Source organism: Kitasatospora sp. NPDC049285, assembly GCF_040678815.1.
GTDB lineage: Bacteria > Actinomycetota > Actinomycetes > Streptomycetales > Streptomycetaceae > Kitasatospora.
The window spans coordinates 1-22,669 of record NZ_JBFAQR010000091.1; the positions used below are offsets into that span (position 1 = coordinate 1).

General features: G+C 70.2%; 26 protein-coding genes and 4 pseudogenes. 14 read left to right on the forward strand and 16 right to left on the reverse strand.

What is annotated here, in order from left to right:
• Positions 1–83: 83 nt before the first annotated feature.
• Positions 84–740, forward strand: coding sequence for an SDR family NAD(P)-dependent oxidoreductase (locus tag AB0K51_RS32590; RefSeq protein WP_363461563.1), 657 nt, complete (start codon positions 84–86; stop codon positions 738–740).
• 2 nt (positions 741–742) lie between these two features.
• On the opposite strand, the pseudogene AB0K51_RS32595 reads toward AB0K51_RS32590, so the two are convergent.
• A pseudogene (locus AB0K51_RS32595) lies at positions 743–1,075 on the reverse strand (hypothetical protein); the annotation flags it as partial.
• Positions 1,076–1,219: 144 nt separating this feature from the next.
• The gene (locus AB0K51_RS32600; protein ID WP_363461517.1) at positions 1,220–1,858 is read right to left on the reverse strand and encodes a TetR/AcrR family transcriptional regulator; all 639 of its coding nucleotides are present in this window, start codon (positions 1,856–1,858) and stop codon (positions 1,220–1,222) included.
• Positions 1,859–1,962: 104 nt separating this feature from the next.
• Between AB0K51_RS32600 and AB0K51_RS32605 the strand changes: the two genes are divergently transcribed.
• The 3 genes and pseudogenes from AB0K51_RS32605 to AB0K51_RS32615 form a co-directional block, all read left to right on the forward strand.
• Positions 1,963–2,385: a Dabb family protein gene (locus AB0K51_RS32605; RefSeq protein ID WP_363461519.1), complete on the forward strand. Its 423-nt coding sequence runs from the start codon at positions 1,963–1,965 to the stop codon at positions 2,383–2,385.
• Positions 2,386–2,509: 124 nt separating this feature from the next.
• Positions 2,510–2,881, forward strand: a complete 372-nt coding sequence (locus tag AB0K51_RS32610; protein WP_363461521.1) for a nuclear transport factor 2 family protein — start codon at positions 2,510–2,512, stop codon at positions 2,879–2,881.
• Between the two features lie 186 nt (positions 2,882–3,067).
• Positions 3,068–3,182, forward strand: a pseudogene (locus AB0K51_RS32615) (IS5/IS1182 family transposase); the annotation flags it as partial.
• Between the two features lie 237 nt (positions 3,183–3,419).
• On the opposite strand, the gene AB0K51_RS32620 reads toward AB0K51_RS32615, so the two are convergent.
• On the reverse strand, positions 3,420–3,884 hold the full coding sequence (locus AB0K51_RS32620; protein ID WP_363461523.1) for a hypothetical protein: 465 nt from the start codon (positions 3,882–3,884) through the stop codon (positions 3,420–3,422).
• Here AB0K51_RS32620 and AB0K51_RS32625 point away from each other — a divergent pair.
• Positions 3,846–4,442, forward strand: coding sequence for a TetR/AcrR family transcriptional regulator (locus tag AB0K51_RS32625; RefSeq protein ID WP_363461525.1), 597 nt, complete (start codon positions 3,846–3,848; stop codon positions 4,440–4,442). The two genes, AB0K51_RS32620 and AB0K51_RS32625, sit on opposite strands and share 39 nt — an antisense overlap.
• Positions 4,443–4,597: 155 nt before the next feature.
• Here AB0K51_RS32625 and AB0K51_RS32630 read toward each other — a convergent pair whose 3' ends face one another.
• From AB0K51_RS32630 to AB0K51_RS32660, 7 genes and pseudogenes are all read right to left on the reverse strand, one after another.
• Positions 4,598–5,890, reverse strand: coding sequence for an SPFH domain-containing protein (locus AB0K51_RS32630; protein ID WP_363461527.1), 1,293 nt, complete (start codon positions 5,888–5,890; stop codon positions 4,598–4,600).
• 52 nt (positions 5,891–5,942) lie between these two features.
• Positions 5,943–6,164 carry a hypothetical protein gene (locus tag AB0K51_RS32635; protein ID WP_363461529.1) on the reverse strand — a complete coding sequence of 74 codons (222 nt, stop codon included), beginning with the start codon at positions 6,162–6,164 and terminating at the stop codon, positions 5,943–5,945.
• A 276-nt stretch (positions 6,165–6,440) separates the two neighbouring features.
• Positions 6,441–7,032 (reverse strand): annotated as a pseudogene (locus AB0K51_RS32640) (hypothetical protein).
• Between the two features lie 338 nt (positions 7,033–7,370).
• Complete coding sequence (locus AB0K51_RS32645) at positions 7,371–8,456, reverse strand: FUSC family protein (protein WP_363461531.1); 1,086 nt, start codon at positions 8,454–8,456, stop codon at positions 7,371–7,373.
• 324 nt (positions 8,457–8,780) lie between these two features.
• A complete protein-coding gene (locus AB0K51_RS32650; RefSeq protein WP_363461533.1) occupies positions 8,781–8,963 on the reverse strand; it encodes a hypothetical protein in 183 nt (60 codons plus the stop codon).
• A 149-nt stretch (positions 8,964–9,112) separates the two neighbouring features.
• Positions 9,113–9,757: a dihydrofolate reductase family protein gene (locus AB0K51_RS32655; protein WP_363461535.1), complete on the reverse strand. Its 645-nt coding sequence runs from the start codon at positions 9,755–9,757 to the stop codon at positions 9,113–9,115.
• Positions 9,758–9,992: 235 nt separating this feature from the next.
• Positions 9,993–10,406 carry a DUF4345 domain-containing protein gene (locus tag AB0K51_RS32660; RefSeq protein ID WP_363461537.1) on the reverse strand — a complete coding sequence of 138 codons (414 nt, stop codon included), beginning with the start codon at positions 10,404–10,406 and terminating at the stop codon, positions 9,993–9,995.
• Positions 10,407–10,500: 94 nt separating this feature from the next.
• Here AB0K51_RS32660 and AB0K51_RS32665 point away from each other — a divergent pair, with 94 nt between their 5' ends.
• The gene (locus AB0K51_RS32665; protein WP_363461539.1) at positions 10,501–11,109 is read left to right on the forward strand and encodes a TetR/AcrR family transcriptional regulator; all 609 of its coding nucleotides are present in this window, start codon (positions 10,501–10,503) and stop codon (positions 11,107–11,109) included.
• Positions 11,110–11,525: 416 nt separating this feature from the next.
• On the opposite strand, the gene AB0K51_RS32670 is transcribed toward AB0K51_RS32665, so the two are convergent.
• A complete protein-coding gene (locus tag AB0K51_RS32670; protein ID WP_363461541.1) occupies positions 11,526–11,951 on the reverse strand; it encodes a helix-turn-helix domain-containing protein in 426 nt (141 codons plus the stop codon).
• Between the two features lie 168 nt (positions 11,952–12,119).
• Between AB0K51_RS32670 and AB0K51_RS32675 the strand changes: the two genes are divergently transcribed.
• The 3 genes from AB0K51_RS32675 to AB0K51_RS32685 all read left to right on the forward strand — a co-directional run bounded on the left by AB0K51_RS32675 (position 12,120) and on the right by AB0K51_RS32685 (position 14,628).
• A complete protein-coding gene (locus AB0K51_RS32675; protein ID WP_363461543.1) occupies positions 12,120–12,764 on the forward strand; it encodes an MBL fold metallo-hydrolase in 645 nt (214 codons plus the stop codon).
• 25 nt (positions 12,765–12,789) lie between these two features.
• On the forward strand, positions 12,790–13,635 hold the full coding sequence (locus AB0K51_RS32680; RefSeq protein ID WP_363461545.1) for a fumarylacetoacetate hydrolase family protein: 846 nt from the start codon (positions 12,790–12,792) through the stop codon (positions 13,633–13,635).
• A 108-nt stretch (positions 13,636–13,743) separates the two neighbouring features.
• Entirely contained in the window at positions 13,744–14,628 is an 885-nt protein-coding gene (locus tag AB0K51_RS32685; protein ID WP_363461547.1) for a DMT family transporter, read from the forward strand.
• A gap of 199 nt (positions 14,629–14,827) precedes the next feature.
• Here the strand turns inward: AB0K51_RS32685 and AB0K51_RS32690 are convergent, their stop codons facing one another.
• Positions 14,828–15,049, reverse strand: coding sequence for a helix-turn-helix transcriptional regulator (locus AB0K51_RS32690; protein ID WP_363461549.1), 222 nt, complete (start codon positions 15,047–15,049; stop codon positions 14,828–14,830).
• Positions 15,049–15,540: a DUF2975 domain-containing protein gene (locus AB0K51_RS32695; RefSeq protein ID WP_363461565.1), complete on the reverse strand. Its 492-nt coding sequence runs from the start codon at positions 15,538–15,540 to the stop codon at positions 15,049–15,051. Before AB0K51_RS32695 ends, AB0K51_RS32690 begins: the two co-directional genes overlap by 1 nt.
• A 489-nt stretch (positions 15,541–16,029) precedes the next feature.
• On the opposite strand from AB0K51_RS32695, the gene AB0K51_RS32700 reads away from it, so the two are divergent.
• Together AB0K51_RS32700 and AB0K51_RS32705 are read left to right on the forward strand one after the other, a co-directional pair.
• Positions 16,030–16,314, forward strand: coding sequence for a hypothetical protein (locus AB0K51_RS32700; protein WP_363461551.1), 285 nt, complete (start codon positions 16,030–16,032; stop codon positions 16,312–16,314).
• Between the two features lie 49 nt (positions 16,315–16,363).
• A pseudogene (locus AB0K51_RS32705) lies at positions 16,364–17,204 on the forward strand (transposase family protein).
• A 156-nt stretch (positions 17,205–17,360) separates the two neighbouring features.
• Here the strand turns inward: AB0K51_RS32705 and AB0K51_RS32710 are convergent.
• Complete coding sequence (locus AB0K51_RS32710; RefSeq protein ID WP_363461553.1) at positions 17,361–18,146, reverse strand: AraC family transcriptional regulator; 786 nt, start codon at positions 18,144–18,146, stop codon at positions 17,361–17,363.
• A 208-nt stretch (positions 18,147–18,354) separates the two neighbouring features.
• Between AB0K51_RS32710 and AB0K51_RS32715 the strand changes: the two genes are divergently transcribed.
• Both AB0K51_RS32715 and AB0K51_RS32720 read left to right on the forward strand, forming a co-directional pair.
• Positions 18,355–19,233 carry an NmrA/HSCARG family protein gene (locus AB0K51_RS32715; protein WP_363461567.1) on the forward strand — a complete coding sequence of 293 codons (879 nt, stop codon included), beginning with the start codon at positions 18,355–18,357 and terminating at the stop codon, positions 19,231–19,233.
• A gap of 96 nt (positions 19,234–19,329) precedes the next feature.
• Positions 19,330–20,229 carry an NADP-dependent oxidoreductase gene (locus AB0K51_RS32720; protein WP_363461555.1) on the forward strand — a complete coding sequence of 300 codons (900 nt, stop codon included), beginning with the start codon at positions 19,330–19,332 and terminating at the stop codon, positions 20,227–20,229.
• Position 20,230: 1 nt separating this feature from the next.
• Here AB0K51_RS32720 and AB0K51_RS32725 read toward each other — a convergent pair whose 3' ends face one another.
• The gene (locus AB0K51_RS32725) at positions 20,231–21,325 is read right to left on the reverse strand and encodes a polyprenyl synthetase family protein (protein ID WP_363461557.1); all 1,095 of its coding nucleotides are present in this window, start codon (positions 21,323–21,325) and stop codon (positions 20,231–20,233) included.
• Between the two features lie 210 nt (positions 21,326–21,535).
• On the opposite strand from AB0K51_RS32725, the gene AB0K51_RS32730 reads away from it, so the two are divergent.
• Entirely contained in the window at positions 21,536–21,823 is a 288-nt protein-coding gene (locus AB0K51_RS32730; RefSeq protein WP_363461559.1) for a tetratricopeptide repeat protein, read from the forward strand.
• A gap of 90 nt (positions 21,824–21,913) precedes the next feature.
• Here AB0K51_RS32730 and AB0K51_RS32735 read toward each other — a convergent pair whose 3' ends face one another.
• Positions 21,914–22,510, reverse strand: coding sequence for a TetR/AcrR family transcriptional regulator (locus AB0K51_RS32735; RefSeq protein WP_363461561.1), 597 nt, complete (start codon positions 22,508–22,510; stop codon positions 21,914–21,916).
• Positions 22,511–22,669: the final 159 nt, after the last annotated feature.

A 22,669-nucleotide genomic window follows, 5' to 3' on the forward strand; every position in this document is an offset into this window, starting at 1 on the left:
CACTCAACGCCTTCGAGATCGCCTTCGACGGCCGACTCTCCGTCGGCCGCCGCTAACTCAACCCAACCGAGTTACACCGTTCACTGGACAGACCCTTCGAGGCAGCCAGACAGCTCCTTGCGTTGGGTCACGTCGTCTACATCGGCGCTCGTGACGTCGAGCGAGGCGAGAATGCCGCGGCGGCGCTTGGCGCACGATTCGTCCAGCTTGACGTGACCGACGACGCATCAGTGAGCAGTGCTCTGGCGGCCATCGACTCGGCCGAGGGCCGACTCGACGTCCTGGTGAACAATGCGGGCATCCTGGGGCATGGAATCACCGACGGTCCCACGGCACTCCGGGCCTTCGACACCAACGCGGTGGGAATCGTGCGTGTCACCGAAGCGGCACTTCCTCTGCTTCGCAAGTCTTCGAACCCCACGGTGGTCACCGTTTCCAGCAGCGCCGGATCCTTCTGGGCAGTGACCAATCCGGAGCGACCCGAGTTCAACTTGCCGTTGGCGCTCTACTCCGCGTCCAAGTCCGCGGCCACCATGCTGACAATCCAGTACGCCAAGTCCCAACCGGGCATCAATTTCAATGCAGTCGAGCCCGGCACCACCGCGACCGACATGACCGCGGCATTCGGGATCGGAAGGACGCCGGAGGAGAGCGCCAGGGTCGTCGTGCGTCTTGCCACCCTCGATGCTGACGGTCCGACAGGAACATTTCAGGACGAGAACGGCGAAGTGCCCTGGTAGCACAGCAGTTGCCCGTCCGGATCGATAACCGCCCTTACGGTCACTCCATGCCGCCGATGCCTGTGCGAGTAGCCCGCGCGGCCCTCGCTGACCCGGTCGCACTCGGCGAGGGTGCCGTCCAGCAGGACGAACTCCGCACCGACCTCGCGCAGGACCTGCTGCAAACCCGGCGCACGGGAGGGCGCGGTGCGCAGGCCTCGGCGAGCAGGTGGATGACTGTGCGGGGTGAGTGAGGAACGACTGGCGACCGACTCCACGGGCGCATGGGGCAGGTCGAGTGCGGCGGGGTGGATGGCGAACGAGGCTCCGAGCGGCGTGGTTGAGACGGCAGACATCTCGATCAACAGCTCGGGGCCTCGCTCGTTGCGGCTGCGGTCGAGGAGGAACAGCCGGAACTTGGCGTTGGAGCAGGGGCGTAGCCGGCCGGGCAGGTGCTTCTCGGCAGCGGCACATCTCCTGACACCGAGGGTCCGCGCCGATCAGGCGGAGGATCGAGGGAGGCGCGTCGCTGCCAGCGCGGCGACCGTTCCACCGGCCAGACGCTGGATCGCGGGACGGTCCAGCTCCTGCCGCCGCACGAGCACACGAAAGTAGAGCGTGCCGATCATATGGTCGAGCGCGAGATCCAGGTCGCAGTCGGCCGGGAGCTCGGCACGCTCGATCGCCCGGCGTAGCACGCGCTCGGCCTGGGCGCGGCGCGGAGCCTCGACCGTCTCGCGAAGGGTCGCCGCAAGAGCGTCGTCTCTGCCCGCTTCGGAAAGGATCGCGGGAATGATGCGGGCGGCCAGCGGGTGACGCATGCCGTCGTAGGTGGCGGTGAGGAATGCCACCAGGTCGCCGCGCAGGGACCCGGTGTCCGGCATCTCGACTGTGCTCGTTGCGACTTCCGCGATCATCGCGGCCACCATGTCGGCCTTGCTCGGCCACCTTCGATAGACGGCGGCCTTACTGACCGCCGCGCGCTTCACGATCGAGTCCACCGACAGGCGGCCGTAGCCGACTGCAGCCAGCTCTTCGAAGAAGGCCGTCTGAATCGCGGTAGTGGTGCGGTCATCGAGGCGGGGCCCGCGCCGACCGCGGCGGGCACCGCCCTCGCCGGGCTTCAGCGGTGAGGTCATCGGCTTCACGATACCCGAGACGGAACCGTTGCGTCTCGGGCAAGAGCCGTGCTAGGAATAAGCCAAGACGAGACGGTACCGTACCGAGTTTTGAGGAGAAGGCCATGATCTTCCACATCAACCGCTTGACGCCCAAGCCCGACCTGAGCGAGGAGCAGCTCAAGGCCTGCCTCGACCTGCTGCGCGAGGTTGGCGAGACCTGTCCCGCCGTGAAGTCGTACGTGGTCGGCCCGCACCCCACTGGGGGCTTCGACTACGGAGCCGTGTTCGTGATCGAAGACCTCGACGGCTACCACGAGTACCTGAACCATCCCGCGCACGTCCGCCTCGAACTCGAGGGCATCGGCTACCTCGCGCGGTTCGAGGCCTTCGACATCACGGACTCCGCCGACCCCGAGATCAAGGCAAAGATCGAGCAGGTGCAGGCCCGCCACTTCGCCGAACACCCCGAGATCGCCGCACTCGTGGCACAGGCCGCCTCTTTCACCAGGCCCGGCGGCGAAGACGCAACGACCCCGTCCTCCTGAGCGGCGAAATCCTGCCGGGCGTTCCACGGCCGCACCCCTGACGAGGTGCCAGGTGTAGAGCGCACATTCAGACCGCGCCCAGCGCGCTGCAGCCCGCTACAGCCCGCGGAACCAGGAGCTCGCGATGAACAAGAACAACCCGATCGACCGGCTGAAGGACGCGATCAACTCTCACGACCCTCACCAGGTCGCTGACTGCTTCACCTCCGACTATCGGTCCGAGACCCCGCATCGGCCGCAGGACGGTTTCACCGGGAATGACCGGGTGCTGATGAACTGGACCGCCATCTTCGGTCGGCTGCCCGATATCCGGGCCGAGGTTCTGCGCCGCGCCACGGCCGATGCCGAACTGTGGTCGGAATGGGAGATGGTCGGCACAGCCCCGGACGGCACCCAGGCCGTCATGCGCGGGCCAGTCATCATGACGACCCGCGACGGACGCATCGACTGGACACGCTTCTATCTCAGCCCTGTCGCGGTCACCGTCAACGGATGAGCTGACTGAGGTTCTCTCAACGAAATGGCCTGGTCCCCGCCGAGGTGCGAAGGGCGGCCGCTGACAGACGTGAAGCCCCTGGTAGGACAGGCCTCTCTCACAGGACGCCTGGTCACCGGGGGCTTCACGTTGGGCACGTATATCGGCACGCCGAAGAGGTCACGGACTTGGGGCTCGTTCCGTCTGGCCGCCCTGGTGCTGCGCTGGTTCCGCGACGGGCGTGCGCTAGTTGGCCGGCGACGCCGGCATCTCGCAGGCCACCAGCCACCGCCACCTGCACGAGGGCATCGACGTCCTCGCCGAACAGGCCCTGGATCTGCACCAGGTCCTCGCCGAGTGCCGGGAGAAGGGCCTGAACCACCTGGCCTTGGACGGCACGCTGGTCGAGTGCGACCGCGGCGGGGTCCGCGATGGGGCGGTACTGGGCTGCGGGCTGCGGGCTGCGGGCAGATGGTTGACGGTCCGTCAGGGGTGCTGGGGGTGCGGGCGGACGTTGGCATGCCGGGTGTGCGCTGCGATGCCGGTCTCCCCAGAGGGGTCAGGAGTTCGGCGCGGCGAGGTAGTCGCCGTGTTCCAGGTCTTCGAGCAGGGTCGGGTGGGTGGGCGACCAGCCGAGCGACGCCTGGGTGTGCGAGCTGGAGGCGGGACCGTCGAATCCGTAGGCGGTGGCCATGAACGGGCTGACGAAGTGCGTGGCGGCTTCCTCGGGAGTCAGCGAGACCGTGGGCAGCGCCAGACCCCGGGCGATGGTCTCCGCGATGCTCTTGAAGGTGACGCCGCTTTCGGCCACTCCGTGCAGCACGCTGCCTGAGGGCGCCTGCTCCAGTGCCAGGCGGAACAGGACCGCCGCGTCGAGCCGGTGCACCGCGGGCCAGCGGTTGGCGCCGTCGCCCACGTAGGCCGACACGCCGGTCTTCCGCGCGGTGGCGATGAGCATGGGGATGAAACCGCGGTCCTCGGGACCGTGGACGGTGGGGGCGAGGCGGACCACACTCGCGCGCACTCCCCGGGCGGCGAAGTCCAGGCAGGCCCGCTCACCTGCGATGCGGAAGGCGGCGATCCCGAGATCGCCGCCCGGGCGGGCGTCAACGAACGCACGTTCTTCCGGCACTTCCCCGACAAGCGCGAGGTGCTCTTCGACGGCGAAGCCGACCTGCGCGCCGCGCTGATGCGGGAGGTGGCCGACGCGCCCGAGGGTCTCCAGCCGCTGGAGACACTGCTGTACGCCTTCCGGAGAGCCGGACGGATCCTCGAGGACAACCGTCCGTTCTCAGAACCGCGGCTGGCGATCATCGCGGTGACACCCGCACTCCGCGAACGGGACCTGGCCAAGGCCGCGTCGCTCACCGAAGCCGTGGCGGAGGCGCTACGGCAGCGCGGTGTCGCCGACCGGCTGGCCGGCCTGGCCGCTCAGACCGGCTGGGCCGCCTTCCACCACGCGGCCCAAGCCTGGATCGACGACCCTTCGCGGAGCCTGGACGCGCATCTCCACCAAGCCTTCGACGATCTGCGCGCCCTCTCCGCAACCGCCCCACCAACGAGGGCACAGTCCGAGACCTGATCGCCCCGACCGCGGTCACCGATCATCGCGAGGGCGTCGCGGCACGGCTGTGTTGCTCACAGCCGCGCGATCCCGCAGCGCGCGCCGACCCGACGAGCCGCCGGCTGTGTTTGACCTTCGACTCGGCCGCACTGACCGAGCTCAGCCGGGCCGGCTCACTGCGAGCTGTCGTCAACGGGTGTCGCGGGGGAGGGTCCGCTGCGGTCGGGGAGCCGGGGTGTGGGGCGGCCGTTGACGTTCGGGTCGGCTGCCGGTGCGCCGGGCACCTCACCCGCCGAGGTCGTTGAGATCGCTGACGTCGCCGTGGGCGTCGCGGAGTGCTGGAGGGAGCGCAGGATGGCCAGCCCCTGGCCGGCGATGCCGGCCGCGATCTGGTTCACCCCGTCGGTGCCGTTCAGGACGGTCAGATCGGCGCCCGCCATGCCCCGGGCCGCCGCGTCGGCGAGCGCGGGCAGGTTCTCCACGATCCGGTTGGCCGCGATCAGCTCCTGGTTGCCTTCCCGCAGGGACGCAGCGCGGGCGGCATTGGCGTCTGCCTGGGCCTGAGCCAGCGTCCGTTCGGTGTAGGCGCCGGCGTCGGCCTCGAACTTCGCGCGGTCACGGTCCGCCTCGGCGAGCGTCCGCTTCCGGTAGGCCTCGGCGTCGGCGGGGCGCCGCACCTCCGCCTCCAGCCGCTGCGCCGTGAGCGCCGCGTTGCGCTGCGCGAGGGCGGTCTGCTCCTCGATGACCTCCTGGGTGGCCCGTGCCTCGGCCAGCGGCCCGGCCTGCGCGGCGCGGGCCCTGGACTGCTCGGTCTCCGCGAGGAAGCCGGCCCGCTTGATGGCGGTGTCCCGCTCGTACTCGGCCTTGAGCGCAGCGGCCTGCTGCTCCCGTTCGGTCGCCTCCTGGTCGGCCTTGGCCTGGGCGATCCGGGCCTGGCTGGCCACCGCTGCCGCGTGCGGCGCGGCGAGGTTGTTGATGTAGCCGGTGGCGTCCTCGATCTCCTGGATCTGCAGGGCGTCGACGACTATGCCGAGCTTCTCCATCTCGCCGTGGCTGCCCGCCATCACCTCCTGGGCGACGCGGCTGCGCTCCCTGATGATCTGTTCCACGGTCAGCCCGCCGATGATGGAGCGCAGGTGGCCCGCGAAGATCCGGCCGACCAGTTCCTGCATCTGGTTCTGCTCGGACAGGAAGCGCCGGGCGGCGTTGGCGATCGACACGGCGTCGTCGCCGACCTTGAAGACGCAGACCGCGCGGACGGTGAGCCGGATTCCCTGCTGGGTGACGCAGTCCTCCGCGATCTCGGACTCCTGCAGGGCCAGGGACAGCATCCGGACCTTCTGCTTGACGGGAAGGACGAAGCTTCCGTGGCCCGTGACGATCCGGAACTGGGTGTCCTGCGACTGCCGCTTGGAACCGGAGATGAGCATGGCCTCGTTGGGCGCGGGAACGTGCCAGAACAACATGACGAACCACCTGACCTGCAACAGATCGACAGGGCCGCGGGGGCCGCCGGGTTCACGGCGGCAGCGGCTCGACGATCACCGACCGGGCGGAGATCGTGTCGGTCACGACCACCCGGGTGTTGACCGCGATGGGCCCGGCGGACCAGGCCGCGAACGCCTCCGACCCGCCGCGCAGGCCGACCAGTACCTCGCCCGGCCCGTCCGCCGGGATCGGCACCGTCACCCGTCCGACGGCTCCGACCGGGCTCTGGCGGGAGTCGTCAGCCGCGTACATGAGACCTCGTGCCGTGCGGGACGACAGCGCAGTGGGCGGCCGGAACACGAACGGCCATGGGCGGCACCCCCTCCAGGAGGCACCGGGCCCCCGGTCGAGTCCTTCGCCGGGATGTCTGCGAGCACCCCGTGCAGCGCCAACTGCCCGGCCCCTCCCACGGTACGCCGGACGCAGCCCCGAGGCGTTTCTCGTGGGAGCCCGCCTGATGCGTGCCCACGACTGAGGGGGTCAGCCCGGCCGACACCGAGGGTGCGACCGGGCCCTCGCCAAGAGAGGTCAGGGCTCCGTCGGCGATTGTGACGAGGACGGTGCCGAGCGGGGCGCCGACCGTACGGAACCGTCAGGCGCAGCTGTGGCGGCGAGGCTGCCGAGGAGCTCGATCCGCTCCTCGGTGGGGGAGCCCGGCTTGCTGGTGTAGGCGTAGAGCATCCATCCGGGGTGGTCGGGCAGTTCGACGCCCTCGTAGACGAATTCGAGGTCGCCGACGCCGGGGTGGTGGATGTGCCTGGCTCCGGTGCGGTGCAGGCGGACGTCGTGGGCGGACCAGCGGCTGCTGGTAGAAGGTGCGCGCGGCGGGGCTGAGGAAGATGAACCGCGCGCTGTTGCCGCGGGCGTCGGGGTCCTCGAGCAGCGGGGCGAGCAGCGCGCGGGCTAGGGGGTTGGTGGCGAGGATGTCGCCTCGCTGGTCGACGATCCACGCGGGTGCCGCGGTGATCGCGTCGAGGAAGCGCTGCAGGGAGGGCCGGACCGATTCCGGTGCGGGGCGGGTGCGGCGCCGGCTCGGCGAGGGGTTCGCGGCCCGGGCGAGGTCGTGCAGGTGCCAGTTGCCGGTGGCAGTAGCCCTCCGGCTGTCCGCCGCGGCCTTCAAGCCAGGCGGGCAGGGGCATCGCGTCGCGCACGACGGCCCACTCCGCGTCGCTCATGTCCGAGGGGTACCTCGGACGCCTGTGCGGCCGGCCCCCGGTGTTCCCGAACCGGTGAGCGAGGCAATCACGTGACAGAGGGACGGAGTTGGACGGCAACGTCGCAGAGACGGAAGACTGCGGCATCAGGGGCCTCTCCTGTTGCTCGGTTGGATTCGACACCCAGGAGCTGTGCGGGAGGCTCCACTTCCATGCCCAGCCGACCAGAAGATCACCCGGCCGAGTCGGCAGACTCGAACTCACGGCCGGACGCAACCCAGATGAAACGCGCAGGCTAACGCGCTCAGGCCGATCGTTGCGGCCGCTTGGCGGTGCGTTTGGCGAGCAGGCCGGCCAGCAGCAGGACGAGCAGGCTGATTCCGGCGCCGCACACGGTCCACAGCACCCGGTAGCCCTCGGCGGCGTAGTGGGAGGGCTGCGGAAGGTCGGTCAGGATGAGCGCGCCGGCGGCGATGGCGGCGGAGTAGAGGGCGTAGTTCAGGAAGCGGATCCCGACGGCGTGCACGAAGAGGACGAGCGCGACGACTTCCAGTCCGCGCGTCATCGCGAAAAACCGGAGGCCGGTCTCACCGGCGGGCAGCAGGAGCAGCAGCGCGGCTGCGATGGCGCCGATGAACGCACCCGAAAGGCGCTGGGCGGAGACGAGGGTGCTCTGCTCCAGATTCGGCTTCATCGCGATGATGGCCGCGATCGGGATCCAGTAGCCGTACTGCAGGTCCAGCCCGAACGCGAGGGCGACGGCGCCGCCGATGACCAGGGCGCGGAGCAGCACGAACACGATGATCGGAGGGGTCAGCTTCTTGTGCGAGGTGTCTCCGGGGATCTCGACGAACGGCTGGGGCAGGTCCTGGCGGCCGCGGATCAGCCACTCGATGAACGTCATCAGAATCCACAGTGCCGCCCCGCCCGCCCAGGCCAGCACCTGGGCCCAGGTGTAGTTGGTGATGCGGGCGGCGTGGTGGAGGTTGAACGCGAGCCCGACGGCGACGATGAACCAGACGTTGAGCAGCATGGCACTGACGAACCTGTGCACGCCGAAGGTGAGGGCGAGGCCGGCCACCAGTGTGACCACGAAGGCCGCGAGTGCCAGCCATCCCCAGGCCTCGCCCCCGATCCCGAACGCCAGCGCAGTGATCCCGGCGCCGATCAGTGCGAAGACGGCGTTGTGCGACGCGCGGTACCCGAACCTGCCACCCGGGTCGGCCAGCGACGCGAACAGCATGCCGAACAGGGCGCTGAACAGGTACTCCTCATGCCCGATCGCCCAGAAGACGATCAGCGGCACCAGTCCGACGTCCAGGAACACCACCGCTCGCCGCCAGTTCACGCCCGCGCGGTTGAGCTCGAACACCTTCGACAGCCAACTCATCGCCTTCTCCCGGTGAACCGGTTGGCCGCCTCGTTCAGTTGCGCTGCTCATGGCCGCCCTCGTCTGCCTGCTGCCGAAGATGTCGCTCTGAACCCGTATTGTCTGGTGCTCCGGAGACCGCCGCGAAGCGACTCGCCGTGCCTTCGCCGATGCAGAGCGCAGCCGACACCGCGGGTTCCGTGCCACAGGCCGGGACACGGAAGACCGCAGCACCAGGGGCCTCCTGTTGCTCGACTGGATTCGACACCCACGAGCTGAGCAGGAGGCCCCACTCTCATACTTGGCCGGCCAGAAGATCACCTGACCGAGTTGACGACCTCGAACTCACGACCACTGAGATTGATAGAGCAACAGCCAGTTGGAGGCACCAACAGAAAGCTCTCCCGGGGTCATGTCTCCATCCTGGACGCCCGTTGAACGGGTCATGGGAATGAGGACGGCCAGGAGCAGCTGCAGCGCGGCGAGCCCGGGGTGTGTGAGATACAGGACGCCGGTGTAGACGCTCATCAGCCCGCCTGCGATCCCGAGGTCTACCCGGGCGGCCGTGGCCCGCGCCGACCATGGGGCCCGCCCGCAGGCTCGTTGTCGCCGCGGGGTCTCAGGCGGATCTCGGGAGAAGGGAGGTCTGGCGGCTCACGTTACCGGCTGGACGGTTCCTAGCGTTGGAAGGTCACGTGTGTGACGCCGGAGGGTGACGAGACCGACTCCACCGAGCTGAAGCGCTGTTCCAGCCCTTCCATTCCGTCCCAGAGCCGTTCGCCGCGGCCGAGCAGGATGGGGACCACGACGACGTGCAGGTGGTCGATCAAGTCGTGGGCGAGGAACTCGCGGACGACGGTGGGGCCGCCGCCGATGCGGACGTCCAGGCCGCCGGCGGCTGCGCGGGCTTGCTGCAGGGCCTCCTCGGGCGAGGCGTTGATGAAGTGGAAGGTGGTGCCGCCGTCCATCTCCAGGGAGGGGCGCGGGTGGTGGGTGAGGACGAAGACCGGCGTGTGGAACGGCGGGTTCGCACCCCACCAGCCCTTCCACTCCTCGTCCGCCCACGGACCGCGCTGCGGGCCGAACTTGTTCCGCCCCATGATCTCCACGCCGATGCCGGGCTCGGAGGCCTGCGCGAACGCCTCGTCCACGCCGGCGTCGCCGCCGCTCTGGCCGCGCATGGCACGGTACGTCCTGGTCCGGAACGCCCATTCGTGCAGCCGCATCCCCGCGTGCCCGAAGGGTGCATCCTCGGTCTGCCCCTCTCCGGTGGCGAACCCGTCGAGCGAAATGGCGAAGTTGTGCACCCTGACCCGAGACATTGGTGGTCCGTCCTCGTGAATGTGTGAGCCACCCGGTTCGCGAGCGGCGCCTGAGCTGCCGTCAGCGTGCCACGTGCCACGGACAACGCGGGTGCCGACGCGCTCGGCGCACTTTCCGCGGTGCCGCGGCCCGCCCGCACCCACGGCCTCCGGTTGGCGACGGGACCGCTGCGGCCGAGGCTGAGCAGCAACGGTTCCTCGTCGCAGGCCCGCCCGCTCCGGGACGGCCTGCCGCCTACCGTCCGGCGTGGCCGTCAGCGGGCCGGAGCGCGGCCTCCTCGGCGTCCGCCAGCCAGAGGAAGAGTGGCGGCAGGGCCAGCTCGATGGCGGTCAGGACCACCTGGAACCAGTGCGGCCACCCGTGGACAGCGAGCGACAGCAGTCGACCGATTGCTCCGAGCAGGAACACGCAGGCCAACCAGCGCACCGCTGTCGCGGGGATCGGCGACTGTCGGGCGGCCCAGATCCAGGCGAGGCCGTATCCGGCGAAGATCGCACCGAGGAACCGCTCGAGGCTGTCGACGGTCGGCCCGGCCGAGCGGGCGCCGGGGGTCGCGGCGTTCCCGAGCAGCACGTGGAAGAGTCCGATCGCCACGTTGGCGTACCCCATGGCCAGGACGAGTCCCCGCAGCGCTTTGGCCTTGGTCAAGGCGATCCCCACCCTCGTTAGTAGACGTGTGTCAACTATGAGCGCCACCAGGTTACGACCGGCTAGTAGACATGTGTCAAGTAGCATGGCCTCCGTGCCTCCCCGACAACGGCTCAGCCCCGACGAACGCCGCGCCCAACTCCTCGCCGTCGCCGCGCAATTGTTCGCCGCGCACCCGTACGACGACGTGCTCATGGAGCACGTGGCCGAGCACGCCGGGGTCTCCCGCGCACTGCTGTACCGGCACTTCCCCAGCAAGCACGACCTCTTCGCCGCCCTCTACCGGCAGGCCGCCGAGCAGCTGCTCGCCAGAACCCGCTTCGACCCCGCCGACACGCTGGTCGAACAGCTCGTCGAGGGACTGGATGCCCACATCGAGTACTTCGCGGAGAACCGCAACACCGTGCTGGCGGCGAACCGGGTGCTGGCGGGGGACCGCGTGATCCAGACGATCATCGCCGACGAACTCGACGCCCTGCGCGAGCGACTGCTCGGAGTACTCCCGCACGCCGACGACAGCACCCGGCGCGCCGTGTCGGGCGTGCTGAAGAGCTGGCTGGTGTTCGTTCAAGTGCTGTGCGTCGACTGGTTGACCGAGCAGACCTGCACCCGCACCGAACTGCGCAACGTCGGCATCGGCGCGGTACTCGGAGCCATCAGGCCCCTCCTCGACGAGGACCCCGCCCCCGAATGGCCCCACTGAGTCCGTCGCCCCCGCCCCTGACCCGAGGGCGAGTGCGTCCTCTCCCGCTCCTACCGGACCGCACATCTACCGGCGCCTGGGCGACATCTGAGTGTGAGTGACGGAAAGTCGAAGCAGGCGCATTCAGGCGGCTCCTCCTGTGCCTCCGCCCGGTGCCGGCTGGCCTCGTACGATGCGTATCCGGTTGTGATCGACCTGGATCTCGCCGCCGGGGTCGCGCCTGATCCGGTAGATCGTGTCGCGTGTCGCGGGCGTAACTGACCGACGCCGAGTGGGAGTTCATCGGTCCGGCCGTGCCGATCGGCGAGCACGGATCGTACCCCGGCTGCGCCAGCAAGCTGCGCCGCCAGCGGCACGGATGGCTGCGGGGTCGCGCCCGGTGCCCCGGTGGGATGGGGTCGGCGTTCCGTTCGGACCTACTTGGCCTTCAGGTGTGCGGTCAGGCGTGACAGGAGGGGAAGCGCCGCTGCGAGCGTGTCCCGTTCTTCGGGGTTGAGGGCGTCGTTGATCGCGGTGCCGAGCCAGGCTGCGCGCCTTCGGCGTTCCTCGGCCAGGCGGTGGCTTCCCGTCGGCGTGAGGTTGAGCAGGAGCTTGCGCCCGTCGCTGGGGTGGGCCTCGGCGTGCACGAGGCCCTGGCTGAGGAGTTCCTTGACCGCCTTGGCGGCCGACTGGTGGCTGACGCCCCGTTGTTGTGCGATGTCGGCGGTGGTCAGCGGGCCGTTGCGGTCCAGGTATCCCAGGACGGCGGCCTCGCCGGGAGGCATCGTGTCGGCGGTGCGCACGGTGCGTACGAGCTGGCCGATGGTCTGGCGGAGATCTTCCGCCAATTGGTTGTCGTCCACAGTCCGCACTCTCCCCATATTTATCACTAAATTGTACACCTTGGGTGGGTAGTTGGCGTGCCGGGTGGGGGGTGTCGGGGCTGGGTCCGGCGTGAGGGGCTGCGAAATATCTACAGCCACAGTGTACAGTTTGGCTGTAGATATTCTTCGAGTCCGAGAGGTCTTCCTGTGAAGCTCACCAAGCACGCCCATGCCTGCGTCACGCTCGAGAAGGGCGACACCCGCCTGGTCATCGACCCCGGCGTCTTCACCCCGGATGCGGCGGAGGCCGTCACCCGGGCTCACGCCGTCCTGATCACCCACGAACACTTCGACCACTTCGACGAGAAGCTCGTCACGGCTGCGCTCGAAGCCCAGCCGGAGCTGCAGGTCTACGGCACAGCCGGTGTCGCGGCCGCCCTCGGCGGTCACGGCGGGCGTGTTCACGCCGTCGCCGCGGGAGACAGCTTCGGCGTCGGTTCCCTCACCGCCACCGTCCACGGTCACCGCCACGCGCTGATCCACGCCGACATCCCGTGCCCCGACAACGTCGGCTACCTGCTCGACGACGGAGCCGTCTACCACCCCGGCGACGCCTACTTCGTGCCCGACGGTCCTGTGCGCACCCTCTTGCTGCCGACCAGCGGCCCCTGGACGAAGCTCGGTGAAGCCGCCGACTACGTCCGGGCCGTCAAGCCCGAGCGCATCATCCAGATCCACGAACTCATGCTCAGCGACCTCGGCCAGCAGTCCACCGCGAACCTCCTCGGCGAGACGGGCCTGACCGGCATCCCGATCGACCGCCTCGAGCCCGGCAGCGGCGTCCAGCTGTAGGACCCCGGACCCCAGGGGAGCGGGCATGCGCTTCGCGACCATCCGCACCGGTAACACCCTCACCGCGGCCCGGATCGAAGGCGACCGTGCCATCCTGGTCGACGCGAGCGACGCCGTAGACGCCTACCTGCGCCGCGACCGCTTGACGGACATCGGCGAAACGGATGCCCGCACCGCCGATTACGCCTGTATCTCGCGGGCTCCCGCGCACATTCTGTGCACCGGCCTGAACTACCGAAGCCACATCGAGGAGTTGGGACGCCCCACTCCCACCTACCCGACGTTCTTCGCCAAGTTCCCCTCCACGCTGACCGGGCCCCGCGACACGATCGCACTGCCTCGCATCAGCGACCACATCGACGGCGAAGCGGAACTGGCCGTCATCGTCGGGCAGCGACTCCGCCGCGCCGGCGTGGAGGACGCGAACCACGCCATCGCGGGCTACTGCGTCGCCAACGACCTGTCGCTGCGGGACTGGCAGCACCGCACCACAGAAGCACTCCAGGGCAAAGTCCTCGATCGCTCCACACCGCTCGGACCCGTGCTGGTCACCCCTGAGGAAGTCGACGACGCCCGCGACCTCACCGTCACCTTCACCGTCGACGGCGTCGAGTGGCAACGCGGCTCCACCGGCGACCTGCTGTTCACGCCTGCGGAGCTGCTCGCCTACTGCAGCACCTTCCTCACTCTCGAGCCCGGCGACGTCATCCTCACCGGTACCCCCGGCAAGACGGCCCGAGCGGGCAGGTCCCTCACCCCGGGCCGGCACCTGGTCACCGCCATCGAAGGCCTGGGAGCCGCGATCAACCCCACCGCCGCAGACCCCCTGCCGGACACACGGGCCGTCTGGCGGGAAGGCGGACAGCGATGAGTCTGTGATGGTCGGAGGGCCGGCTCGCCTGCGCCGCCGGTCCCGGTCGCGAACGTGAAGGCCGATAACCGCTGTCGGTCGCACGCCGTGATCGCGTAGCTTGCCCGAATGGACACCTCTGTCACCGATGCTGCCCGTCCGGACAGCAGAGCCGTCGCCGCTGTCGTCACCTCCGTGCTGCTGTGGGCCTCCGCGTTCGTCGCCATCCGAAGCGCCTCGAGCCACTACGGGCCGGGTGCGCTGGCACTCGGCCGACTGCTCACGGGGAGTGTCGCGCTGCTCGGCCTGCTGCTGTTGCGGCGCGAGGGCGTGCCGCCGCGGGCCGCCTGGCCCGGGATCGTCGTCTCGGGCGTCCTGTGGTTCGGGGTGTACATGGTCGCCCTCAACTGGGGTGAGCGGCAGGTGGATGCCGGCACGGCCGCCATGCTCGTCAACATCGGACCGCTGCTGATCGCCCTGCTCGGCGGCTGGCTGCTGAAGGAAGGCTTTCCCCGGAAGTTGCTGGCCGGGATGGCGGTGTCGCTCGCCGGTGCGGTGGTGGTCGGCCTCTCGATGTCCGGCGGGGGCGGCAGCTCGATCCTGGGGGTCGCGCTCTGTCTGCTGGCCGCCGTGACCTACGCGGCCGGCGTGGTGAGTCAGAAGCCGGCCCTGCGGCACGCGTCGCCGCTCCAAGTCACCGCCTTCGGCTGTCTGATCGGGACGGTGGCCTGTCTGCCGTTCACGCCTCAGCTGGTGTCGCAGCTGGGGTCCGCCCCGCTGGCGGCCACGCTCGACATGGTCTACCTGGGCCTGTTCCCGACCGCGCTGGCCTTCTCCACCTGGGCGTACGCACTGGCACGGACCACGGCCGGGCGCATGGGCGCCACCACGTACGCGGTCCCCGCGCTGGTCGTGCTGATGGCCTGGACAGCGCTCGGCGAGGTCCCCGGGTGGCTGACGCTCCTCGGCGGCGCCCTGTGCCTCGCCGGCGTGGCGGTGTCCCGCCGATCCTGACCCGCTGCCGCCGCAACCCCGGCCGACCAGCCGAATCGCTCCTGCTGCGCCGCCCGCGCCCAACGTCGCCGTCGAGATCCTGAACAGAGGCGCGAGCTGTCGCATCGTCAGGCTCGTGCGGTAGTGCCGGCCGTAACCGAACCGGGCCTGGACGCGTCGTGGACCGTGGGAGCGGCGGTGACGCGTCGGCGGGCGCGGTTCAGTCGGCCGCCGTGTCCTCGGCCTCCCAGCGGAGCAGGTCGCCCGGCTGGCATGCGAGGACCTCGCAGAGCGCGGCGAGCGTCGCGAAGCGCACCGCCTTGGCGCGGCCGTTCTTGAGCACCGCCAGGTTGGCGGGCGTGATCCCCACGCGCTCGGCGAGTTCACCCACGGACATCTTCCGCCTGGCCAGCATCACGTCGATGTCGACGGCGATCGGCATCAGATCACCTCGTCCAACTCGGCCTGCATCTGCGCCGCTTCGACGTCGCGGGCGACGGCCTGGGCGAGCAGCATCCGCAGCACGAGCACGATGAGCGCGACGCCCGGAATGGCCAGACCGATCCCGCCCATGATGAGCGTGACGCCCGGATCGTCGCGCTGGCCGGGTGCGTTCACGGCCGCGACCGCGAACCACAGGAGGGCGACCGCGACGATCGCGCCGATGATGACGTCCACGTACCGGAAGCTGGCGTGGGAGAACACGGTGCCGCGTCGCACCATCGTGACCAGCCGCCACACGCAGACCAGCGCGGTCTGGGCCGCCCCGATGCCCAGCACCGTGATCACCCGGAACGCGGTCAGCGGCACGGACCCGTCCTCCGGGTCGCTCCCGCTCACCAACGTCCACACCATCAATACCTGCACCAGCACGCTGCCGGTGAGCACCACCGCGAGCACGGCGCGCAGCGCGCGCACTGCCAGTTTTCCCATGACCCATCCCTCCATCGAGAAGCGATGGGAATCTATCGAATGTCGATAGGTCGGGCAAGGCTGGGCCGGTGAACGGCACCACGGCGCCGCCCTCGCCTCCCGCGACCCCTGGTGACGCGCGCGGGATGCGCCGGATATGGGCCAGCGGTGGGGCTCGGGCGGGGATGCGAGCCGGGGATGGTCAGTCTGGTTCCGTGCTCGGCCTCCGGGCTGTGCCTGCAGGGCATCGGTCACTACGCTGCGGGCTGGGGGCAGATGGTTGACGGTCCGTCAGGGGTGGTGGGGGCGCGGGTGGACGCTGGAGAGCTGGAGGGGCGAGGCGGGGCCGGTCCAGGTGGGCCTGCCCGCGCCGCAGGGTCGGGTGTGCATGTCTCCGGGGACGCCCTCGCCGAGCAGTTGACCAAGCAGCTGCAGGAGGTGCAGGTCGAGCGGGAGGAGCCGCGATCGCGGAGCGGGTGTTGAACCGTCTGGCCGAGCAGGCCCAGGCCGATGTCGAGGCAGTCGCTCCGGTATCGGCGCAGGTGGCCGGGCGGGCGGTTCCCGCACCGCAGCGACGCGGCCGATGAGGGCGCGCTGCCCGGCGACTACCGCAGGATCCTGGCGATCGTGCGGGAGGCCGACGGCCCGGTGCAGGTCAGGGCGGTCGGCGAGCGGCTGGGCCTGGAGACTTCGGTGCGCGGCAGGCTGGAGCCGCTGCGGGCGAAGATGACCAAGCTCGCCGATCGCGGCTGGCTGCACAAACGCCCTGACGGGTGGTTCATCGCACGTCCATAGCCGGACTGGGGGCGTAACTGGCGGGTCCCCGGCGGCAGTTGAGTTTGGTGTGAAGAAAAACAACGGTCTCACCGAGGGCCCTGACGGCCTTGTCTGCACTGCCCGCCTGCCGGCTGTCGAGCGCCACCCTGCACTATCTCGCCGACCTGATACGCGGCCACCTGAAGAAGATCGGCTCGCGGTGGCGGGCCCGGCCCGCGGGAAGGATCGCGGGGATCGTGCCGGCGGTCCTGCGCTGTGACCAGCGGCCCGGCGATCTGGCCGGCGGGAACGGGGTGCACCGCACCACCGTCACCCGCTGGGTGTGGGAAGTCGTCGGTCTGCTGGCCGCCCGCGCCCCGCGTCTGGACCGCGCGCTGAGGAAGCTCGCCCGAAAGGGTGGCGGGGTGGTGCTGCTGGACGGCTCTCTGATACGCACCCGGAGGCGCACCGGGACCGAGAACCGGAAGAACTATTCGGGCAAGCACAAATGCCACGGCCTGCTCGTGATCGCTCTCACCGACGACCGCGGCCGACTGGTATGGGTCTCCGCGGTGCGGCCCGGACGCGCCTCGGAGATCACCGCCTGCCGACACGACAAACTCACCGCTCACCTGCGGGCGGCCGGCCTCGGCGCCATCGCCGACCTGGGGTTCGTCGGACTCGACGATGCCGGTCCGGACGCCGACCCGGCAGTGATCACTGGCTACAAGGCCGCCCGCAACCGACCCCTGACCCGTGGTCAGAAGCTGTCCAACAAGGCACCGGCCGCGGTGCGGGCCCCGGTCGAGCACGGCTTCGCCCATCTCAAGAACTGGCGTGTCCTCGGCAAGGTCCGCACGGATCCCAGGTGGGCGACTGCGCTGGTGCGGGCCCTGATGGTGCTGACGAACCGGGAAGTCGCCCGCTGACGGACGACCTTGTCGGTGGACTACCGCTCCGGACCTGCCCGAGCCTCCCGACGCCTACGCACACCAGACCATCTGACGTGCAGTTCTTACGATGCACCGTGCTCATTGGGCTGCCACCGATGTTCCGCCAGGAACTACGGCTACCCCGCCAACCTCTCACCCATGGGAGCTGCGGGAGGACCGAGCCGACGAGCGATAGCCCCCCGGTGTCTGACCGACCAGCTCGGTGAAGGCGTCGATGAAGCTGCTGGGGTTCGACCAGCCCAGCCGGATCGCCGTGTCGGTGACCGAGGCGCCGTCGCTGAGCTCGATCAGCGCCCGTTGAATGCGCAGCAGGGTGCGCCACTGGCGGAAGCTCATCGACAGCTCGCTGCCGAACAGTCGGCTCAGGGTGCGTTCGCTGGCGCCCGTGCGGTGGCCCAGCTCGGCCAGGGTCGCCGGGCTTGCTGGGTCCATGTGAAGCAGGTCGGTGACCGCCTTGAGTCGCCGGTCGCTCGGCTCCGGGAGGCGCAGCGGCTCCTGTGCGGCGCGGGCGAGCTCGGCGAGTACGACGTCGATCAGCAGCCGCGCACGGGGGCTCTCCAGCGGCTCGCCCTCGCTCATCAGCGCCAGATAGGCCTCGCGCAGCAACGCGCTCGCCACGAAAACCGACGGCTCGGCCGGCAGCTGTCCGGTCAGCGTCACGGGCAGCGACAGCACCCGGATGTCCGTCTCGCCGTACGCCTTGCTGCTGTGCACCGCGAAGGGCGGCACCCACATGATCCGACTGGCCGGCGCCACCCACGTGCCCACCTGGGTCGCTGTGACCAGGGCCCCACGCGCGGCGTAGCGGAGCTGGCCATAGTCGTGGAAGTGCGCGGCCACGTCGGCGCCATGGGCCAGCGGCGCCGACAACGGCGCATCGTCGGTGCAGAAGCTCGGCTCGCCGCTGGGGTCGGACACGCGATGGAGGCTACCCGACACTGGCGGGTTATCGGAAGAACCTGGCGCGATACCGGTGGTGCGCCTGGGCGCCGCAGACGCATCGTGGAGACATGTCACAACAGATCAAGCTCGAGGACGCCGCGCCCGCGTCGTCCTCCCCCCACCGCCGAGGTCAACACCGGACTCGTGCTCACCTTGCTCACGCCCTGAGTGAAGGGTGGCAGCGATGAGCACACAGACGACCGGAACGATCGCAGTCTTCGGCGCGACGGGGCGACAGGGCGGGGCGGTGGTCGACGCGCTGCTGGACCACAAGGCCCCGGTGCGGGCCCTGGTCCGCAACCCGCAATCCGACCGGGCTCAGGCGCTGGCCGCCCGCGGCGTCGAGCTGGCGGCCATCCGGACCGACGACCCGGCGTCGTTGGCCGCCGCGCTGACGGCGGTCAAGGCGTTCTACTTCCTGACCCCGGAGGCGAACAACCTCGAAGAGGTCGAGACGGAGATCCGCATCGGCACCGCGCTCGTCGACGCGGCGGTCGCGGCACGCGTCCCGCACGTCGTGTTCAACTCGGTCTTCGGCGCGGACCGGGAGCGGGGTGTGCCGCACCATGACTCGAAGCACTCGATCGAGGAGCACCTGAAAAAGTCCGGCCTCAGGGCCGCGATGGTTCGCCCGACCCCCTTCATGGAGGAGATGGCACCGAGCCTGGAGCACGGAGAGATCGTGCTGAGGCTGCCGCTGCCGGAGGACGTCGCCCTGAAGATGATCTCGGTCAGGGACGTCGGCCGGGTCGCCGCCGCGCTCCTGCTCGACACTGCGGAGGCACCCGGCAGAGCCGTCGAGCTCGTCGGCGATGAGCTGACGGGCCCTCAGATCGCCGCGGCGTTCGGCGCGCGCGCCGGGCTCCCGGCACGTTACGAGGCCCTCCCGTTGAGCGTGCTTCCCAGCGACCTCGACAGGGCGATGTTCCGCCAGTTCGCGAAGGCGGCGGAACACCCGTCGGATCTTGCGGTGGTGCGGGCGATCGAGCCGGCCACCCTCGACCTGGCCGAGTGGATCCGATCCACCGGCTGGACCGCGCCCACAAACGTGGCTGGCTCCTGAGCCTCCGAGCCGGAACTAGTCGAAGTGCCGGTGCGGCCGCCGCCGGTCCCGGCCAAGTTGATCTTTCACCTAGAGCGACGAGCACTGGAGCAGGACATGAAGGCGATCACCTACACCGAGTTCGGCGGCCCGGAAGTCCTCCGCCTCGAAGAGGTCGGCGAGCCGCACGCCGGACCCGGGCAGGTGCGGCTGAAGGTCGTGGCGGCAGGGGTCAACCCGCTCGACTCCAAGATCCGCAGCGGGCGGAGGCCGCAGATGGCGCCGCCGTTCCCGGTGATCCCCGGCGTGGAGGCGGCCGGCGTCGTCGACGAGGTCGGCGAAGACGTGACCGGCGTCGCGGTGGGTGACGAGGTCCTGGGCTGGACCGTCACCGGCGCGTACGCCGAGCACGCGCTGGCCGTCGACTTCGGCCCGAAGCCCGCGGACCTCGACTGGGACCTCGCCGCGGCACTGCCCGTCGCCGTCGAGACCTCGGTCCGCGTGCTCGACGCCCTCGGCGTCGGGGAAGGCGACACGCTCCTGCTGCACGGAGCCGCGGGTGTGGCCGGCGCCGTCGGTGTTCAGCTCGCGGTCGCCCGCGGCGCCACGGTCATCGGCACCGCCTCCCCCGGCAACCACGACTACCTGCGCTCGCTGGGCGCGATCCCGGTCGCCTACGGCGCCGGCCTCGCCGACCGGGTCCGCGAGGCCGCACCGCGGGGCATCGACGCCGTGTACGACGCCGCGGGGGCGGGCGACCTGGAGGTGTCGATCGACCTGCGCGGCGGCACCGACCGGATCATCACCATCGCCGATCCGAAGGCCGCCGAGCTGGGCGTCACCTTCTCCGGCCCCGGCGCCCCGTTCGGTTCCCGCCTCGGCGAGTACGCCCGCCTCGCAGCCGACGGCAAGCTCACGGTGCGCATCGCGCAGAGCCTTCCGCTGGAGGACGCCGCGAAGGCGCAGGAGCTGAGCGCGAGCGGTCACACCGCCGGGAAGCTCGTCCTGCGGCCGTAGCTCAGTCCCCGGCCGGCTGGGGAAGCACGACGGCAGCGCTCCGGCCGGTCGTCACGGTCCTGGCGAACCCGGCCAGCTCGTCCGCCTCCACCGGTCCTGCCTGCAGCAGGTGGCGGAGACCGCGGGCGAGCAGCAGTTCCGCCTGCTGCTCGCACCACGTCCGCCCGTCCCCGGCCCCGGCCGCCGCGGCCACGAGGGGAAGGCCGCGGCAGCCGCCCACCAAGTCGTCGTGCAGCGCCAGCACGTCGTCCACGTGCTGGCGGGCCAGGCCGATGTCGTCGCCGAACCGCCGCGAGTGATCCGCCTGGTTCCTGCTCGCACCCGCGGCCGGCGCGCCGAGCTCGCACGCCGCCGCCGTCAGCGCGCTGTGCTTCGCCGCCGCGACCCCGAGGTACCCCGCCAGGTCCACGTCATCCCGTTCGGCCATCCCGATCTCCTGGATATATCCGTCCACAACAGACAACAGGGTGGCGTTGAGGACCATCACCCCTGGCTTGGCGAGCCGCGCGAAGGCGAGGCAGAGGAGCGCGTCGGCGGCCGGCACGACCCTGTCCTCGCCGAATTCCTCGCGGATACCCGGCTTGCGCGCGTGAGCCATGAGGTCCGCGTGCAGCCGTTCGTGCAGCGCGGCGAACTCCAGCGCCGTCGCGGTCGCGGTCACGTCGGCGGCATCGCCGCGCGGCGTACTGGCTCGGTAACCAGCTCGGTACGCAACGTCGCCGTTGCCGCGCTGACCAAGAACCTCGCCGACGAACTGGGCCCACGCGGCGTGAACGTCACCGTTGTACACCCCGGAGCCACCAGTAGCGACACCGGGACCAAGGCGCTCGCTGCCAATGCCGAGTCCCGCGGGCTGACCCTGGAGGAGGTCGAACGCGAGTTCAGCGCGCAGAACCGCCCGCCCGGCCACCTGCGCCGATACCGGAGCGACTGCCTCGACATCGGCCTGGGCCTGCTCGGCCAGACGGTTCAACACCCGCTCCGCGATCGCCAGTTCCTCCCGCTCGACCTGCACCTCCTGCAGCTGCTTGGTCAACTGCTCTGCGAGGGCGCCCAGTTCGCTCCGGCGAGCGGTGGTCCACTGCCGCTCCTGCATCTCCGCAGCCTCCCGCGGTCTCATGGCGTGCCGCCCTGCTGACGGATCGTAGGCGGGGGTCGGTCACGGGCGCAGCCGAACCCGGCAGACCGCCGGAACCGGACCTGCCCGATGATCTACGGCATAGTCATCAGCCGCCGACCGGCACGAGTACCCGAATCGTCACTCACACCAGACCCGTGACCTGCAGATTCACGATGCACACCCTCAATGCCCGTGGCAACCTGGCCGCCTCCTACGTGCGGGCGGGGGCGTCTTGCGGAGGGGATCGCGATCGAGGAGCGAGTGGTCGTCGACCGCGAGGCCGTCCTCGGCGACCAGCACCCCGACACCCTCACCGCCCGCGCGAACCTGGCCGCCTCCTACCGGCAGGCGGGTCGTACGACGGAGATGATCGACCTGTTGGAACGGGTGGTCGCCGACAGGGAGCGGGTGCTGGGGAGCCATCACCCCGACACCCGCGCCGCGCGTGCTGCCCTCGCCGCCGCCCACCAGTAGGGCGACCAACGACCAGCCCTCTGACGTCCGTGCTTGTCCTCCGGGCGGACCGCCACACCCAAGGCGCAGTCGCGTCCCCGCCCCGGGGCGTCAGACCGATTGAGGACTCCGCAGCCCGTCGAGGAGGAGGGCGATCATGCGCCGGGGGTCATAGCGCGGGTCGCTGTCGCGTCCGATGCAGAGGTTGCCGATGGCGCGCATCAGTTCGTAGGGCTGGACGCCGGGCTTGATGGCGCCGGCGTCGGCCGCGGCGTCGATCAGTTGGGCGCTTACCGGCAGCAGGCGGTCGATGAAGTAGGTGTGCAGGGCGGCGAAGCGCTCGCTGTCGGACTGCAGGGCGTCGGCGAGTCCGTGCTTGGTGACGAGGAAGTCGACGAAGAGGTCGACCCACCGGCGCAGGGCGTCGAACGGGGAGTCGGTGCCGGCCAGCAGGCGCGGGCCCGCCTCGGCGCATTCCTCGATCTGGTGATGGTAGACGGCGGTGACGAGATCCGCCCGGGTCGGGAAGTGGCGGTAGATCGTGGCCATCCCGACGCCGGCCCTGGCCGCGATCTGGCGGATCGGCGCGTCGACGCCGGAGGTGACGAACACCTCGGCGGCGGCGGTGAGTACGGCCCGCTGGTTGCGTTGCGCGTCGGCCCGCTTGCTACGGGTCGACGCCGTCCCACTGGGGCTCTCGGCGGTCATCACGCTTTCCCTAAGAATGTGAGGCGGTCCGGGAGGACCGGGTATGGCTGATGGCGCGTTGCCATCGAGGGCTCGGAAGGAATGGCCGCCCGGTCCTCCGGGACGCTCCGACCACTGATTGAGAACTGCGGTCATCGCTGGTTAGGGACCTGTCGGCGG